General features: G+C 73.1%; 14 protein-coding genes. 6 read left to right on the top strand and 8 right to left on the bottom strand.

Annotated elements, in window-relative coordinates; all coding sequences use genetic code 11:
* Nucleotides 1–69 precede the first annotated feature (69 nt).
* The gene (clpS, locus tag AAC134_RS14955) at nucleotides 70–378 is read left to right on the top strand and encodes an ATP-dependent Clp protease adapter ClpS (protein WP_339949910.1); all 309 of its coding nucleotides are present in this window, start codon (nucleotides 70–72) and stop codon (nucleotides 376–378) included.
* Nucleotides 379–399: 21 nt separating this feature from the next.
* Here the strand turns inward: clpS and AAC134_RS14950 are convergent, their stop codons facing one another.
* Nucleotides 400–1,371, bottom strand: a complete 972-nt coding sequence (locus AAC134_RS14950; protein ID WP_339949909.1) for a DUF2927 domain-containing protein — start codon at nucleotides 1,369–1,371, stop codon at nucleotides 400–402.
* Nucleotides 1,368–2,270 (bottom strand): DUF2927 domain-containing protein, encoded by a 903-nt coding sequence (locus AAC134_RS14945; protein ID WP_339949908.1) that lies wholly within the window; start codon nucleotides 2,268–2,270, stop codon nucleotides 1,368–1,370. Before AAC134_RS14945 ends, AAC134_RS14950 begins: the two co-directional genes overlap by 4 nt.
* A 260-nt stretch (nucleotides 2,271–2,530) precedes the next feature.
* On the opposite strand from AAC134_RS14945, the gene AAC134_RS14940 reads away from it, so the two are divergent.
* A complete protein-coding gene (locus AAC134_RS14940; RefSeq protein WP_339949907.1) occupies nucleotides 2,531–3,568 on the top strand; it encodes a ChaN family lipoprotein in 1,038 nt (345 codons plus the stop codon).
* 37 nt (nucleotides 3,569–3,605) lie between these two features.
* Here AAC134_RS14940 and AAC134_RS14935 read toward each other — a convergent pair whose 3' ends face one another.
* Both AAC134_RS14935 and AAC134_RS14930 read right to left on the bottom strand, forming a co-directional pair.
* Nucleotides 3,606–5,960: a calcium-binding protein gene (locus AAC134_RS14935; protein ID WP_339949906.1), complete on the bottom strand. Its 2,355-nt coding sequence runs from the start codon at nucleotides 5,958–5,960 to the stop codon at nucleotides 3,606–3,608.
* A 312-nt stretch (nucleotides 5,961–6,272) separates the two neighbouring features.
* Complete coding sequence (locus AAC134_RS14930; protein WP_339949905.1) at nucleotides 6,273–6,503, bottom strand: sulfurtransferase TusA family protein; 231 nt, start codon at nucleotides 6,501–6,503, stop codon at nucleotides 6,273–6,275.
* 188 nt (nucleotides 6,504–6,691) lie between these two features.
* Here AAC134_RS14930 and AAC134_RS14925 point away from each other — a divergent pair, with 188 nt between their 5' ends.
* Nucleotides 6,692–7,903 (top strand): hypothetical protein, encoded by a 1,212-nt coding sequence (locus AAC134_RS14925; protein WP_339949904.1) that lies wholly within the window; start codon nucleotides 6,692–6,694, stop codon nucleotides 7,901–7,903.
* A 103-nt stretch (nucleotides 7,904–8,006) separates the two neighbouring features.
* Nucleotides 8,007–8,900 (top strand): cytochrome c biogenesis protein CcdA, encoded by an 894-nt coding sequence (locus tag AAC134_RS14920; protein ID WP_339949903.1) that lies wholly within the window; start codon nucleotides 8,007–8,009, stop codon nucleotides 8,898–8,900.
* Nucleotides 8,901–9,070: 170 nt separating this feature from the next.
* Here AAC134_RS14920 and AAC134_RS14915 read toward each other — a convergent pair whose 3' ends face one another.
* The 3 genes from AAC134_RS14915 to AAC134_RS14905 form a co-directional block, all read right to left on the bottom strand.
* Complete coding sequence (locus AAC134_RS14915) at nucleotides 9,071–10,171, bottom strand: GGDEF domain-containing protein (RefSeq protein WP_339949902.1); 1,101 nt, start codon at nucleotides 10,169–10,171, stop codon at nucleotides 9,071–9,073.
* A 270-nt stretch (nucleotides 10,172–10,441) separates the two neighbouring features.
* On the bottom strand, nucleotides 10,442–12,145 hold the full coding sequence (locus AAC134_RS14910; protein ID WP_339949901.1) for a bifunctional sulfate adenylyltransferase/adenylylsulfate kinase: 1,704 nt from the start codon (nucleotides 12,143–12,145) through the stop codon (nucleotides 10,442–10,444).
* A gap of 305 nt (nucleotides 12,146–12,450) precedes the next feature.
* The gene (locus AAC134_RS14905; RefSeq protein WP_339949900.1) at nucleotides 12,451–13,044 is read right to left on the bottom strand and encodes a VPLPA-CTERM sorting domain-containing protein; all 594 of its coding nucleotides are present in this window, start codon (nucleotides 13,042–13,044) and stop codon (nucleotides 12,451–12,453) included.
* A gap of 166 nt (nucleotides 13,045–13,210) precedes the next feature.
* Here AAC134_RS14905 and AAC134_RS14900 point away from each other — a divergent pair, with 166 nt between their 5' ends.
* Nucleotides 13,211–13,978: a glycosyltransferase family 2 protein gene (locus AAC134_RS14900; protein ID WP_339949899.1), complete on the top strand. Its 768-nt coding sequence runs from the start codon at nucleotides 13,211–13,213 to the stop codon at nucleotides 13,976–13,978.
* Between the two features lie 4 nt (nucleotides 13,979–13,982).
* Here AAC134_RS14900 and AAC134_RS14895 read toward each other — a convergent pair whose 3' ends face one another.
* The gene (locus AAC134_RS14895; protein ID WP_339949898.1) at nucleotides 13,983–14,213 is read right to left on the bottom strand and encodes a hypothetical protein; all 231 of its coding nucleotides are present in this window, start codon (nucleotides 14,211–14,213) and stop codon (nucleotides 13,983–13,985) included.
* A gap of 396 nt (nucleotides 14,214–14,609) precedes the next feature.
* Between AAC134_RS14895 and AAC134_RS14890 the strand changes: the two genes are divergently transcribed.
* A complete protein-coding gene (locus AAC134_RS14890) occupies nucleotides 14,610–16,193 on the top strand; it encodes an ABC transporter substrate-binding protein (protein ID WP_339949897.1) in 1,584 nt (527 codons plus the stop codon).
* Nucleotides 16,194–16,263: the final 70 nt, after the last annotated feature.

Genomic DNA, 16,263 nt, shown 5'->3' with positions numbered 1-16,263 from the left:
GCGGGTCGGTCCCTGCGGCCGGATTGGGACCCCCGGGCCGATGCCCGGGACAGGTCACGGGAGGGGCCCATGAGCGGGACCGCCGACTCAGATCTCGAGGCGAAGGTCAAACCCAGGGCGCAGCGACCGCGCCTCTGGAAAGTGATCCTGCTGAACGACGATTTCACCCCGCGCGAGTTCGTCACCGCGGTGCTGAAAAGCGTGTTCCGCCTGACCGAGGACCAGGCCTGGCGGGTGATGATCACCGCGCATCAGAGGGGCGTCTGCGTGGTCGCCGTCTACACCCGCGAGGTCGCCGAGACCAAGTCCGCCGACGCCAACGACGCCGGGCGCGCCAACGGCTTCCCGCTGCGCTTCACCACCGAACCCGAGGACTGAGACGCCCGCCTGCGCCGCGCCTCAGGAGGCGGGCGCGATCACGCCGCGCTCGGTCTCGGCCCGGTGCGGGGCGAGCGGGTCGGGCGGCCGGCCGGAGGGCAGGGCGCGGGCCGGCCCGCCGGACCGCGTCGCGGCCGGCCGGCCTGCGCGCGCGGGCAGGCGGGCGGGGACCTCGGTCATCTCCTGCACGATGCGGCGCACAATGGGCGCGGCCTCGGCCTCGGTCATGCCGGGCTTCAGGCGGGGGTCGTAGAGGATGCGCAAGAGGTCCGCGTCATGCTCGGTCATGAAGGCGAACTCCTCGTCGTCGTTGAAGATCGAGGGCCGCACCGAGTCGTCGTCGTTGGGCAGGCCCATCGCCTGGGCCACCTCCTCGTCGAGGCAGGAGTCGCGCAGCAGGTCGGGCAGCTCGTCGCGGATCCCGATCATCGCGCCCGAGGTCCACTTGCCGTCTCCGCCCTGGAAGGTCGTGGCGTAGCAGACCACCCACAGCCGCGAGGCCCACAGGTCGAACATCTGCAGCGAGTCGTCGGAGAACCGCGCCCCCAGCGCCGCCCGCATCCGGGGCCGCGACTCGGGGCCGAGATACATGATCAGCATCCGGGCGACCTCCTCGCCCTGGGCCTCGCGCACCTCGAGGCCGGTCGCCTCGGCGATGCGCGCGCCCAGCGCCTGCATCCGGGCGCGGTCCGAGGGACGCTCCTCGCCCAGCATCCGCCAGGTCAGCGCACCGCGCCACTTGGTCAGCGGCCGCTCGTCGATGATGTCGCCGGGGGCGGGAAACTCGGTCCGGAACGCCACCAGGCGGAAGTTCCGCTCGAGGTCGGCGCGGTCGTAGGGGGCGTCGGCGGGCGCGATCTCGGTGCGCAGACCGCCCTTGGCCAGCAGCGAGGACTGCAGCGCGGCGAAATGCTCCTGGGCCGAGGGTCGCGCGCATCCGGCCGCCAGCAGCGCCAGCCCCGCGGCCGTCGCCGGTCGCAGCGCCGCCCTCATCCCGAGGCGCCCTCCAGCCTCGGGCCCGGTCCGATCTCGTCGATGATCCGGCGCACGATCGGCATCCCCTGCGCGGCCGACATGCCCGCCTTCAGCCGCGGATCGTAGAGGATCTGCAGCAGAAGCTCGTCATGCCGGGTCAGCAGCGCGAACTCCTGATCGTCGTTGAAGATCGAGGGGCGCGAGTCGCCGTCGTCGTTCAGCAGGCCCAGGGTCTGGGCCATCTCCTCGTGGATGCAGCTGTCGCGCAGCACGCCCTTGGTCTCGGACTTGATCACGATGGTGGCCTTGTTGCGCCACTTGCCCCCCTCGCGCGAGCGGCCGACCTGGCCGACGCAGGGATAGAGGTCGTTGCGCGCCCATTCGCGCATCAGCGGCATCCGCGCGCCCGAGCCGTCGGCGTCGATCTTCTCGACGAAGGCGGCGCGCAGGATGGGGGTGGCGATCATCACCAGGATGTCGGGCTCGACGTCGGTCTCGATGAAGTCGAGGCCGGTCAGCCGCGACAGGCGGCCGGTGTAGTCGCGGTAGGCGGCGAAGTCCTGGGGCGTGGCGCCGTCGCCGGTCAGCTGCCAGCGCACCGGGCCGTCCCACTTGACCAGCGTCACGGGGGTCGAGTTCTGCACCAGATCCTCGCCCTCCTCGAACTCCATGTGGAAGGCGATCCGCTCGAAGTCACGGGCGAGGTCGGCGTTGGTGAACGGGGCGTCGGCGGGATCGTACTCGGTGCGCATCAGGCCGGCGGCGGCATAGCGCTCGAGCGCCTGGGAGTAGAGCTGATCGGTGGTCAGCGCGCAGCCGGCGACGAGCGCCCCGGCGGCAAGGGCGGCCAGCGCGCTCAGGCGAGGGCGGACTGACAGGATGGAGGCGACACCGGGAATGGCGGCAAGTCGCGGCATGCGCTCGGCTCCTTTGCGTCGGGCGTTCGCGACGAGGACTTGCTTCGTTCTATCGCGCTCCGTCCCGCGCCGCCATGCCGCGCAGACGCGCATCACGGCCGGGAGAGGGCAAGCGAGGCGGCGGGGCGACAGGCGCCGCAGGGGCAGGGGGCGCGGCGCCGGCCCCGGCGCCGGGCGGCGCGGCGGAGATCGGCGGTCGCGGGGGGCGCGCGGGCGATCCTGCGCTTGCCCGCCGGCGCCGCGACGCTAGGCTCGGCGACATGACCTTGTTCCGGCCGCGCCCCGCCTCCGCCCGCTCCCCGGTTCCCCGCGCGCCGCGCCGCGGCCTGCGCGCGGGGCTCGCCGCAGCCGGGCTGGCGCTTCTGGCGGCCTGCGCGGGCCCCGATGCGCCCTCCGACGCGCGCCTGCCCGAAGGGACGCGGGTGGTCGAGCTGCCCTCGGGCCGCGCGCTGGACGGCCTGCCGGCGCTGGCCGCCCGTGCCCGCGAGGCCGATCTGCTGGTGGTCGGCGAGGTGCATGACAACCCCAGCCACCAGGAATTGCAGGTGGTGCTGGCCCGGACGCTGGGGATCCGGGCGCTGGCGCTGGAGATGGTTCCGCAGGCCGCGGAACCCGCGCTGGCCGAACTGCGCGCCGCAGCGCCGGATCCCGAGACGCGCGCCGCGCCGGAGACCGAAAGCCTGCGCGCAGCCGCGGACTGGGACGACTACGCCCCCTGGCACGGGGTGATCGAGGCGGTGCCCCAGGCGCAGGTCACAGGCGGAGGCGTTCCTCGCGCCGACCTGCGCCAGGCGATGACCGAGGGCGCGGCGGCGGCCTTCGGCGCGGACGCCGCGCGCTACGGGCTCGACGCGCCGCTGCCGGCCGGCGAGCAGGGGGCGCTCGAGGCCGAGCTCGACGCCTCCCACTGCGGGGCGCTGCCCGCCGAGATGCTGGCCCCGATGGTCGAGGCCCAGCGCCTGCGCGACGCCCGCTTCGCCCAGGCGCTGCTGCGCGCGCGGCAAGGGGCAGGTGCGGGGGCGGGGGCGTCGGCCGGCCCGGCGCGCGCGATGCTGGTCACCGGCAACGGCCACGCGCGCCGCGACCGTGGCGCGCCCTTCGTCCTGACCTTCGCCGCGCCCGAACTGCGGGTCCTCTCGATCCTGCAGGCCGAGTGGTCGCCCGACGCGCCCGGCGACGTCGCCGCGGCGCTTGCGCCCTGGCGGCGGGCGGACGGCGGTCTTCCCTACGACCTCGCCGTGATCGCGCCCGCGCCTGGTCGCGAGGATCCCTGCGCCCGGTTCCGCAAGCAGGGGTGAGGGCCGGCCCGTTTGGGCCTGGAGCCGGGCGCAGAGATCAGCCGAACAGGAAGTCGCCGGCGTCGAGATCCCGGTGGTCGACGTCGTCGAGCTTCACGATCCCGCCGTCGTGCTTGATGATCGCGTCGCCCTTGCGCCCCGAGATGTCGAGCTGCTTGAAGCGGGCCACGTCCTCGAAGTGCAGGCGGTCCTGGCCGGCGAAATCCATCACCTTGTCCTTGCCCCCGCCCTTGGCGAAGACGAACACGTCCTTGCCCTTGCCGCCCCACAGCTTGTCGGCGTCCTCGCCGCCCGCGAGCGTGTCGCCGCCGGCGCCGCCATAGAGCTTGTCCTTGCCCGCGCCGCCGGCCAGGGCGTCGCCGCCGCCCTCGCCCCACAGCTTGTCCGTGTCCGCGCCGGCGTCGAGCCGGTCCTTGCCCGCGCCCCCGCGCAGCTCGTCGGCGCCGGCGCCGCCGAACAGGATGTCGGCGTCGTCCTCGCCCCACAGCCAGTCCTTGCCCGCGGCGCCGACCAGCCTGTCGGCGCCCGCGCCGCCCCACATGCGGCCGGCCTCGGCGCCCTCGAGCGAGAGAACGTCGTCGCCCTCGCCGCCCAGCAGCGAGTCGAGGCCCCCGCCGCCCTCGAGCACGTCGTTCCCCGCGCCGCCCTCGATCACGTCGGCGCCGGCGTCGCCGCGGGCGAAATCGTCGCCCTCGCCGGCCAGGATGCGGTCCTCGCCCTCGCCGCCGCGCAGGCTGTCGTGGCCCGCGCCGCCCTCGATCAGGTCGGCCCCCTCGTCGCCGGCGACGACGTCGTTGCCCTCGCCGCCGTAGAGACGGTCGTCGCCCTCGCCGCCGGCGATCGCGTCGACGCCCGCGTCGCCGTTGGCGACATCGTTGCCGCTCTCGCAGAAGATCCGGTCGTTCCCCGCGCCGCCCGCGAGGCTGTCGTCGCCCAGGCCGCCATTCAGACTGTCGGCCCCCTCGCCGCCCTCGATCCGGTCGTTGCCGGCGTCGCCGCGGGCGGTGTCGTCGCCCTCGCCGCCGTAGATCCGGTCGTTGCCCTCGCCGCCATGGAGCGCGTCGGCGCCATTGCCGCCGCCGATCGCGTCGACGCCGGCGTCGCCGCTGATGAAGTCCGCGCCGTCCTCGCCCAGAATCCGGTCGTCGCCCTCGCCGCCGTAGATGCGGTCGTCGCCGCCGCCGCCGCGCACCGAGTCGTCGCCCCCGCCGGCCTCGATCAGGTCGTCGCCCGGCGCGCCGAAGCTGAGCAGGTCGTGGCCGTTGGCGTCCGAGCGGGAGGCCATCAGCAGCACCTGGTCGCCCTGGGTGGTCGCGGCGAGGTCGGTGATCTCGGCGCCCCAGCCGGCCTTGTAGGTCTCGACCAGGTCCAGGCGGCCGTTCCCGGCGATCTCGTAGACGCGGACGCGGTCCTCGTCGGCGGCGAACATCAGGGTGCGCCCGTCGAGCTCGGCCGTCTCCAGCGCCAGCGCGCCCTCGGCCGAGCCGACGCGCACCAGGTCGCCCGAGCCGGTCAGCCGATAGATGACGAGCTTGGCGGGGCCCGCGGCGTAGACATAGGCCTCGCCGCCCTGGTGGACGATCTCGAGGTCCTCGACGTCGGTCAGGTCGAAGCGGCTCTCGCCGTCGCCGGCGCGGCGCAGGGTCGCCCGCTCGGGGTTGGCGCCGCCGAAGCGCCAGACCGAGACCTCGCTCTCGTCGCGCGCCGCGATCACCGCGTAGCGCTGGCCGTTCACCGTCGCGATCTCCATCGCCGAGACGTCGCCGACCTCGAGCCGGCCGGTGTCTTCGGTGCGCTGGGCCACCTCGAGCGCCCCGGCGCGGTAGCGCAGCACGGTGACCCCGCCCTCCTCGCCGCCGGCGACCAGGATGCGCAGCTCGCCGCCGATCTCGAAGGGGACGAGGGCGCCGGGACGCAGCAGGCCGTTGCCCCAGTCCCAGTCGAGGCTGGAGAGCAGCACCGGCGCGCCCGAGGCGTCGAGCCGCGCCAGGCTGACGCCGATGCCCGCGGTGATCAGGCAGGTCTGGCCGCCGAAGTCGATCGAGGCGATGGCCGGCGCGCCGGTCAGCATGTCCTGCGTCCCGTACCACATGGCGTCCTGCGACCAGACCTGGCGCAGACCCGTCTCCTCGCCCTCGACGGTCCAGGCCTGGGCCCCGCCCGCGCCGCGCCCGGAGGCGGCGGCATAGGCGTGGACCTTGCCGTTCACCGTGACCATGGCGATCTCGCCCGGCCCCTTGGCCTGGGCGCCGCCGTCGCGGTCCTCGGTCCGCAGTTCGAAGCCGCCGGCCTCGCGCCCGTCTCCGTAGATGGTGTCGTCGCCCTCGCCGCCCTGAAGCGTCTGCGAGCCATTGCCGCCGAACAGAGTCCGGCCTGTGATCTTCGCGCCCATTCTCGCCCCCACCCCTGGAAGCCGGGGAACATTCCCCGCGAGAAGGGATAGGCGAACGCGAGTATTCGCTAAGTGAAGCGGGCTGGTTAAGTCGGATTTTTATTTGCTGATAAAGGGTATACTGGTGATCAAAGGTTTGATGGCCAGAGTTTATGGCCCGTAACGAGGGGTGGTTACTTGGTCGTTGTGAAAATCGGTTAGGCGCAGATGTGCAAAACCGGTTGGCGGACGGTTGGGAAAAACGGTTTCCGGAAGGTGGAGGCGCGCCGCCCCCGCCGCGAGGACGGGCCGGGGGCAGCCGAGGCGCCGGGCTCAGTCGCCCTTGCGGATCACGAAGCGACGCCCGCCGCCGGGCGCCGGCTCGGCCGAGAGCAGGGCGTGCCCCGCCTCGGCGCAGAAGTGCGGCAGGTCGATCGCGGCCATCGGATCGTCGGCGACGATCGCCAGCACCGCCCCGCCCGACAGCCCCGCAAGGCGCTTGCGCGCCTTCAGAACGGGCAGGGGGCAGATCAGCCCGATCGCGTCGACTTCGACGTCGGCCACGGGGCCGGTCCCGGAGGCGGCGGCGCGAGCGGGGTCTGGCTGGGATCGAGGGGGGCGGGTCATCGGGCGGGCTCCGGGGCTGGCCCCACGGCTAGCCTCCCGCGCCGGCCGGGGCAAGTCGCCGCCCGCGCTTGCGCCGCCGAGGCCGCGACCCTAGGGTCCGGGGCCCGAGACCAGCCCTCGACGCCATGACGCCCTTTCCGCCTGTCCGCCGCCCCTCCCCGCGCTCGCCAGCCGTCCTGCGGCTGTCGGCGGTCTCGCTCATCGCGCTGCTTGCCTGGGGCGCGGCGCCGGCGGGCGGGCAGGAGAGCGCCGATCCCGAGGCTGGCGCCTCCGCCCCCGCCGAACGCGACCCCCGGCCGCAACCACACGCCTACACGGTGCTCGACGGCCGCTCGGTCCCGCGCCCTCTGGGCGGCGCGGTCGGGGAGGCCGCCCGCGGCCGGGCGATCTATGCGGATCCGGCGCTGGGCGGGTGCAGCGCCTGCCACGCCGCGCCGGGCCTGCCGCGGGCGATCTTCGTGCCCCACGTGCTGGCCGAGCGCGCGCCGACGCCCGAGCCCGAGCCCGAGCTGCCCCCCGCCCTCGACGACCCCTCCGCCGACGGGCTGGAGCCGAACGCCGAGCCGGTAGCGGAGTCCAACAGCCGCCTCGCGCCCGAGATCGCGGCCCCGCCGCCCGCCCGCCCCGATCCGGAGGCGCAGTCCGAGGAAACCGCAGGCGACGACTCCGCCGATCCCTCCGGCGAAGATCCCGACGCGGTCGCGGCCGCCGCGGCGCTGCTGCCGTTGCCGCAGGGACCAGACCTCGCCGGCGTCGCCGCGCGCCGCGAGATCGGCGAGCTGCGCCTGAGCGTGATCAACCCGCGCATCGCGCGCGAGGCCTCGCGGATGCCGGCCTACCACAACGTCTCGCTCGCCCAGGCGGCGCTGACCCCCGCGCTGCGCCAGCCCTGGCTGTCGGCGCAGGAGGTCGAGGACGTGGTGGCCTATCTTGCGACCCTCGACGGCGAGGACGCTTCGCCCGTCGCCGACCCGACGAGGCCCGACGGAGCCGCCGACGCGGCGCCGGAGAACGAGCCTTCGCCCGACGGCCCGAACCCCGACGAACCTGACCCCGATGAACCGGACCCCGACGCTCGCCCGGGCGAGGCGGCGTCGCCGACGCCCGCCGCCGGGCCAGAGGGGGCGCCGGGCGGCGCGCCGCCCGCCGAGGCGCCGGCGCCGGAGGCGAGCGATCCCGCGGTCTCCCCCGAAGCGGGCGATGCGCCTGCTGCCCCCGAAACCGGCGACGCTTCGACCTCGCCGGGGACCGGCGGATCCCCCCCTGCGGGTGAGGCGAGCGGGCCGGCCGCTCCGCCCGAGGCGACCGACGCCTCCCCGGGCGACACGGCAAATTGAGCGGGGGCGACGCGGCGCCCGGTCGACGCGCCGGGCGCGAGGGTTCAGAAGACCTCTCGCCCGCCCCCAGACGAAATCCGGCACAGGGAGCCCCGCGCGCCGCATGACCGACATCGGACTGCTCGCCGCCTTCTTCGGCGGCCTCCTCAGCTTCCTGTCGCCCTGCGTGCTGCCCCTGGCGCCGCCCTATCTTGCGTTCATGGCCGGCTCGACCCTCGACAAGCTGACCGGAGAGGAGGAGCCCGACGCCGCGCTGGCGCGGCGGGTGTTCGTCTCCTCGCTGTTCTTCGTGGCGGGGCTGGCGACGGTGTTCGTGGCGCTTGGCGCGGGCGCGAGCCTGGTGGGCCAGACCTTGCAGGCTTGGCGCTACGAGTTCGGCATCGTCGCGGGCTTTGTCATCTATCTGCTGGGCCAGCACTTCATCGGCTTTCGCCGCGCGCCCGTGACGGTCGCGATCGCGATCGCGCTCGCGGCCCTTCTGGCGCTGTCGGGCGGGGGGGAGAACCTGGTCGAACAGGCGCAGGCCCACTGGCCGGCGCTGGTCGCGCTGGCCCTGCTGGCGGCGGCCCTGCGCCTCTCGGGGGCCGAGCGGATCCCCCTCCTGATGCAGGAGGCGCGCTTTGACGCCGGCGGCTCGGCGGGCACCTTCGCGGGGGCCTACGTGATCGGCCTCGCCTTCGCCTTCGGCTGGACGCCGTGCATCGGGCCGGTGCTGGGCTCGATCCTGTTCCTCGCCGCCCAGCGCGAGACCATCGGCGAGGGCGTGGGCATGCTCGCGGTCTACGCCCTGGGCCTGGGCGTGCCCTTCATCCTGGCCGCGGCCTTCGTGCGCCCGTTCATGCGCTGGATGCGCGGCTTCCGTCGGCACCTCGGCCGGGTCGAGATGGCGATGGGCGCGCTGCTGGTGGGGGTCGGCGTGCTGATGATGACCGGCGCCTTCGAGACACTGGCCTTCTGGCTGCTGGAGACGTTCCCCGCGCTCGCCACCATCGGCTGAGGTTTTTCGGGGAGGGGCCTCGGCAGATCCTGGCCGGCTCCTGTCCGCCAGGTCTCCGATGGGGGACGGGGTCCGGCCTCGCGGCCGCGGCGGGGGGCGGAGAACGCGCCGTGTCCGGCCGACGGACCCGCGGCCCCGCTCCGCGGCCGGCGACGCGTCGCCAGCTTCGCTCAATCGGCCACGATCACGCGGTTTCGCCCGGAGTTCTTGGCCTTGTAGAGGGCGGCGTCGGCGCGGGCGATCAGGTCCGCGCCAGTCTCCCCGCGCCGCCATTCGGCCACGCCCAGCGAGGCGGTGACCGTCCCCAGGCGCTTGCGCGAGCCGGAGACGACGAAGGCGCGGGCCGCAAGCTCCTGGCGCACCCGCTCGGCCACGTGGCGGGCGCCCAGCCGCTCGGTCCGGGGCAGGATCAGCGCGAACTCCTCGCCGCCGAAACGGGCGGCGGTGTCCTTGCCCTGCACGTTCTGGCGCAGCAGTCGGGCGAACTGCTTGAGGACCGAGTCGCCGACCGCATGGCCGAACCCGTCGTTGATCCGCTTGAAATGGTCCAGGTCGCAGATCACCAGGCTCAGCGGTCCCCGCTCATGCCCCTCGTGGACCGCAAGCTCGAGCGCGGAGTCGAAGCGCCGGCGGTTGGCCAGCCCGGTGAGGTGGTCGAGGAACGCGCTCTCGCGCAGCTCGAGCAGTTCATCCTGCAGGTCCGAGATCTGGGAGCGGGCGGCGGCGAGCTCGGCGTCATGCCCCTCGATCTGCTGGGCGTGGCGGCCGGTCAGGTCGATCAGGTCGCGGATCGTCTGCTTCACCGTGCCGGGGCGCGCGAGAATCGACATGCCGTCGCGGGCGCGCGTCAGGTCGTACTGGAAGGCGTCGTTGGTGGCCGAGCGACGCGCGAGCGATTCGGAGAGCAGCGCGAGCTCGAGCTCCACCTGCCGGCCGACGTCGAGGAACCGCTCCGCCTGACCGTCCAGTGACAGGTGCGCCTCGTGAATCCGCTCGAGCGCGTCGAGATTGGCGCCGCCACCCTCGGGCAGCAGCGCCTCGACGGCGCCGACCAGGCGGGCGTCCTCGGCGCCGACAAAGACGTAGAACACTTCGAAAACGCGGGGTTCGGGGGGCAGGCCGCGCCGCTCGGCCTCGGCCAGCGCGCGACGGGCGCGTTGAGAGATCGCCGCGAGGTCGGGCGGGGCCGGGGACGTGGCGGTCCCGGGCGTCCCCGACGCCGAGGTCGAGGCCGACGCCGCAGGCAGCGGCTGCATCCGCTCGGTGGTCACGCTCCGCTCCATCCCAGGCCCTGCCGGCCGACCTCAGGGCAAGGCCTCCGGCGAATGGGGGGAGTTAGAGGCGAGTTGCATTGGCAAAGTCTTAAGCCGGGCGAGTTCGCGGCCCCATTCTGCGTGCAACAGAGTGAATTGGCCGGCCCGGAACGGCACGGCGCGCCTGCGGGCAAAGCGTCGCGCAGGCGCGGCGACTGCGGCGAAAGCGAAGGGGGCGGCCCGCATCTGCGGACCGCCCCCCGAAATCAGTCAGACGAAGCGCCGGGATCAGCCGATCAGGCCCATCTGCTCCAGCTTCAGCAGCACGGTCTGGGCGCAGTTGTCGACGTCGGTGCCTTCGGTCTCGAGCCGCAGCTCGGGGGTCTCGGGCGCCTCGTAGGGGTCGGAGATGCCGGTGAACTCCTTGATCTTCCCCTCGCGCGCCAGCTTGTAGAGGCCCTTGCGGTCGCGCCGCTCGCACTCTTCCAGGCTGGTGGCGACGTGCACCTCGACGAAGGCGCCGTAGGCCTCGATCATCTCGCGCACGGCGCGACGGGTGGCCGTGTAGGGCGCGATCGGGGCGCAGAGGGCGATGCCGCCGTTCTTGGTGATCTCGGAGGCGACGTAGCCGATCCGCTTGATGTTGATGTCGCGGTGCTCCTTGGAGAAGCCCAGCTCCGAGGACAGGTGCTTGCGCACCACGTCGCCGTCCAGCAGCGTCACCGGGCGGCCGCCCAGCTCCATCAGCTTGACCATCAGCGCGTTCGCGATCGTCGACTTGCCCGAGCCCGAGAGGCCGGTCAGGAACACCGTGAAGCCCTGCTGGGCCCGCGGCGGACGGGTGCGGCGCAGCTCCTTGACCACCTCGGGGAAGGAGAACCACTCGGGGATGTCGAGGCCTTCCTGGAGGCGGCGACGCAGCTCGGTGCCCGAGATGTTGAGGACGGTCACGCCCTCCTCGATCTCGTCGGCGGGCTCGTACTGGGCGCGCTCCTGCACGTAGACCATGTGCTTGAAGTCGACCATGGTCACGCCGATCTCGGCCTCGTGCGTGCGGAACAGCTCCTGCGCGTCGTAGGGACCGTAGAAGTCCTCGCCGGCCGAGTTCTTGCCGGGGCCCGCGTGGTCGCGGCCCACGATGAAGTGGGTGACGCCGTGGTTGCGGCGGATCAGGCCGTGCCACACCGCCTCGCGGGGGCCGGCCATGCGCATGGCCAGCGGCAGCAGCGACAGGTGGGTGGTCGCCTGGGGGTACTTGTCGAGCACCGCCTCGTAGCAGCGCACGCGGGTGAAGTGGTCGACGTCGCCCGGCTTGGTCATGCCCACGACGGGGTGGATCAGCAGGTTGGCCTGGGCCTCCTTCGCGGCGCGGAAGGTCAGCTCCTGGTGGGCGCGGTGCAGGGGGTTGCGCGTCTGGAAGGCGACGATCTTGCGCCAGCCCATCTTGCGGAAGTAGGCGCGCATCTCGTTGGGCGTGTCGCGGCGCGAGCGGTAATCGTAGTGCACCGGCTGCTGGATGCCGGTGATCGGGCCGCCGAGGTAGACGTTGCCGGCGGTGTCATGCAGGTAGCTGACCGCGGGGTGGGCCTTGTCGTCGGCGCCGAAGACCTTCTCGGCCTCGCGCGACTTGTTGGGGACCCACTTGTCGGTGACCGACATGATCGCGAGGATCACGCCCTCGGCGTCGCGCAGCGCGATGTCCTGGCCGGGCGCAACCTTGTCAGCGAACTTCTCGTTGACATCGAGCGTGATCGGGATCGGCCACAGCGTGCCGTCGGCCATGCGCATGTTCTCGACGACGCCGTCGTAGTCGGCCTCGGTCAGGAACCCCTTGAGCGGGTTGAAGCCACCGTTCATCAGCAGCTCGAGGTCGCAAACCTGGCGCGCGGTGAGGTCCCAGGACGGCAGCTCGCCCGCCTCCAGCTTCAGCTTCGCGGCGCTGTCGTAGGAAACATAGAGCTCGGGGATGGGAGCGGTGTTCGCGGTGGTCATGTTGTCGGCTTCTCGCTTCGATCGGCGGTCATACGGTCAGGGCCGGTTCCGCGCGCCTTCTGAACCGGCAAGGCGCGGAAAGCAACAACTCAACGGTCGAAATGCTGCACCGCGACAATGCGCTCGACGTAACGTCGGGCTCCGCGCGTCGGGGAATTGCAGCGGATGCTTGCGAATTCGGAGGCGTTTCCGGCGGAACGCCGCCCAGGCGCTCCGCGCCGGACGGAGCGGCCGGCGCGAGGGGCGTCGAGCGGCCGGGGCGTCCTGTGGAGCCGCCGCGACGCGACCGTCGCGACGGCCGCAGGTCAGGCGCGCCGGCGGCGGCGCAGCAGGCTCAGCGCGCCGACGCCCGCGGCCAGCAGCCCGCCCGCGGCGGGGATCGGCACGGGCGAGGCGCCGCTGTATTCCACCAGATAGGCGCCGCGCACGGCGTCGGAGCGCAAGTCCATCCAGTCGTTGGAGTCGAAGGACCAGCCCAGGAGGTTGTCCTCGCCCGTCGAGTCGTTGGGCTCGCCCGAATGCCAGTCCTCGAAGCCGAAGGCCGTGCCGGCGGCTGCGCCGACCCAGAACAGGGTCCCCGCCTCGGGCCCCGCGACCCAGCGCCATTCGCCCTCGACCTCGGCGTCCGAGCCGCCGAGGAACGCCTCGAGGCCGTCGGGGTTGACCTCGGCGCTGAGGAAATCCTGCTCCTCCTGCGAGGTGATGGTCGCAAGGTAGCCGGTCATCCCGAGATGGGTCATGCCCGCCGCGAGGTCCCGAGCCCCGCTCCACACCTGGGAGCTTTCCACCAGTTCGTACCAGTGGCCGTTGCCGCCGTCGGCGACCTCCCACTGGACGGGGAGGGCGAGGGCGGGCGCTGCCAGCGACGCGGCGGCGGCAGCGAAGATCAGGGTCTTCATAGACGATTCCGTTCAATTGCTCTGATTGTCATCTAGGTGAATATCTTCTGCGGCGTCCACTGTTTGTCGGTCGGCCGGTTCGCCGGGGGGCTTTCGACGCCCGGCGCCGCGGCCTATGGTCGGGCGCGCCGCCGATGTTCCTCCTTCAGGTCTGGATGCCGCCCCGGTGACCTCGCCCCTCTCCGCCTTCCTGATCGTCAAGAACGAGGCCGCCCGTCTGCCGCGCACGCTCGCCGCGCTGCAGGGGCTGGCGGATCAGGTGGTGGTGGTCGACAGCGGTTCGACCGACGCGACGGTGGAGATCGCGAAGGCCGCGGGGGCGGAGGCGCATCATCGCGACTGGACCGGCTACGGCGCCCAGAAGCGCTTCGCGGAGGATCAGTGCCGCCACGACTGGCTGCTGAACGTGGACGCCGACGAGGTGGTCACGCCCGAGCTCGCCGAGGAGATCCGCGCCACGCTCGCCGCCGACCCTGCGCCCGGGGCCTATGTGATCCGCATCCTCAACGTCTATCCGGGGGCCGAGCGGCCGCGGCCGCTGGCCAACGACTACGCGGTGGTGCGTCTCTATCACCGGGGCGTGGGGCGCTACCGCGACCATCCGCTGTTCGACAGAGTCGAGACCGAGGGTCCGGTGCGTCGCCTGCGCGCGCCGATCTTCCACTTCCCCTTCCTCGACTGGCACGGGCTGGTGGCCAAGGAGAACGCCTACTCCTCCTTCCAGGCGCAGGCGGCCAGGCCCCGCGCCTTGTGGAAGCTGCGCCTGCGGCTGCTGGTCGAGGGGCCGTTCGTGTTCCTGAAATCCTGGCTCGCGCGTGGCCATGTGCTGGGGGGATGGAACGGCTTCGTGTTCTCGGTCGCGATCGCCTTCGCCCGCTTCCTGCGGGTCGCCAAGATGATCGAGCGGCAAGAGGCGCGCCGGAAGGGCCGCTGAGCTCTCAGCGCAGCGCCGAGCGGATCGCCAGCATCGCCGCCGCGCCCAGCGCGAAGCCGGGGATGGCGGTCAGGATCCAGCCGTCGAACACCAGACAGCAGACCACCAGCAGCGCCAGCCCCGCCGAGCTCGCCAGCCCCTGGTTCAGGCGGTCCAGTCCCAGCCGCACGATGCCGAGGAACCCGGCCGCGAACAGCACGCCGATCAGGGCGCCGGTCAGCGCCTCGATCAGCATGACGCGCGCGCCGCGGCGGCGGGAGGGGGAGCACAGGCAGACATCGCCGGCGCATGTCGCCCAATCGCGCCGAGTCGCCAAGGGGCGCCGACGCCGCGCCGCCCGCCCGCAACCCTGGAGCCCGCCGCCGAAACGCCGCCAGCAGGGACCCCGCCAGCCGGGACCCGGCCGCCGAACCCCCCTCGCCCCGGCGTTGCCCCAGCCGCCCGACAGGCGTCGAGACGCTTGCCCGGCCACGGCGGTCGGGTCATCCTCGGAGCCGGCGCGGCCCGGCGCACTGCCTTGAGTCTGAAGGCGCGTTCAGGCTACCGTGCCGGTCTCAAGCGCCGGTCCGCGCGACGAGGGTCCCCGCCCCCGTCCTCGCGGAGATCCCCGCCGGCGCGCCAGGAGGGGTCCATGCCGTTCCCGCTCGCCCGCCGCGCCGCCGCCGGGAGCCTTGCCGCGATCCTGGCTCTCTGCCTGCTCGGCGCGCCGGCCAGCGCCCAGACGCTGCGCTGGAGCTCCCAGGCCGACGCCCTGACCCTCGACCCCCATGCCCAGAACGAGGGGCCGACGATCGCCCTGACCGGCATGATCTACGAGGCGCTGGTCACCCGCGACCCCGCGATGACCCTGCAGCCCGAACTCGCCACGCAATGGGAGCCGGTTGAGGGCGGCTGGCGCTTCCGCCTGCGCGAGGGCGTGAGCTTCCATGGCGGCGAGAGCTTCGAGGCGCAGGACGTCGCCTTCTCGATCCGCCGGGCGATGGCGCCGAGCTCGGACTGGCGCGAGCAGCTCTCCTCGATCGTCGAGGTCGAGACGCCCGACCCCCTGACCGTGATCCTGCGCACCTCGGGGCCCAACCCGATCCTGCCCAACCAGCTGACCAACGTCTTCATCATGGACAGCGGCTGGGCCGAGGCGATCGGCGCCGCCGTCCCCCAGGACTACGCCGCCAGCCAGGAGACGCCGGCCGTCCGCCAGGCCAACGGCACCGGCCCCTTCGCGCTGGAGGAGCGACGCCCCGACGAGCTGACGGTGCTGACCGCGCACGAGGCCTGGTGGGGCAGGGGCCTGTTCCCCGGCAACCTCGCGCGGATCGAGTATCGCCCGATGCGCAACCCCGCGACCCGCGTGGCCGCGCTGCTGGCGGGGGACGTGGACCTGGTGCTCGATCCGCCGCTGCAGGACCTCGCGCGGATCCGCGCGGCGCAGGGCATGAAGGTGACCAGCGCGCCGCAGATCCGCACCATCTTCCTGGGCATGGATCAGGCCTCGGCCGAGCTGCGCAGCTCGGACGTCGTCGGGCGCAACCCGTTCGGCGACCGGCGCGTGCGCCTGGCGATCAACCACGCCATCGACCGGTTCGCGATCCGCGACCACGTGATGGAGGGGCTGAGCTATCCCACCGGCCTGCTGACCCCCCCCGGCGTGCACGGCGTCACGCCCGATATCGACGCCCCCTATCCGTTCGACCCCGAGCGCGCCCGCGCCCTGCTGGCCGAGGCCGGCTATGCGCAGGGCTTCTCGGTCCGGCTCGACTGCCCCAACGACCGCTACAACAACGACGAGGAGATCTGCCAGGCGCTGGTCCCGATGCTGGCGCGCGTGGGGATCGAGGTCACGCTCGACCTGCAGCCGCGCACCCGCCACTTCCCCCGGATCCAGAACCGCGAGACCGATTTCTACATGCTGGGCTGGGGCACGCCGACCTTGGACAGCGCCTTCGTGCTCGACTACCTGGTCGAGGCCGGGGGCGCCTGGAACGCCACGGGTTTCGACAACCTGCGCCTGAACGAGCTGGTGGCGGCGATGGCGACCGAGACCGACCTCGCCCGTCGCGACGCGATGATCGCCGAGGCCTGGGAGATCGTGCGCGACCAGGCGCCCTACGCCCCGCTCCACCACCAGGTGATCGCCTGGGCGACCTCCGACCGGGTCGAGGCGCCGATCTGCCCCGACGACGCCCTGCGCCCGCGCTTCGTGGTGATGGGCGAATGAGCTCGATCCGCCCGCGGCGCCGGTCGCGAGGCGTCCCGGCCCGTCGCCCGCGCGGGTCCGGCGCCCCCGT

The sequence above is a fragment of the uncultured Albimonas sp. genome (assembly GCF_963977235.1).
Classification (GTDB): domain Bacteria; phylum Pseudomonadota; class Alphaproteobacteria; order Rhodobacterales; family Rhodobacteraceae; genus Albimonas.
This window is presented reverse-complemented; position numbering and strand designations above follow the sequence as displayed.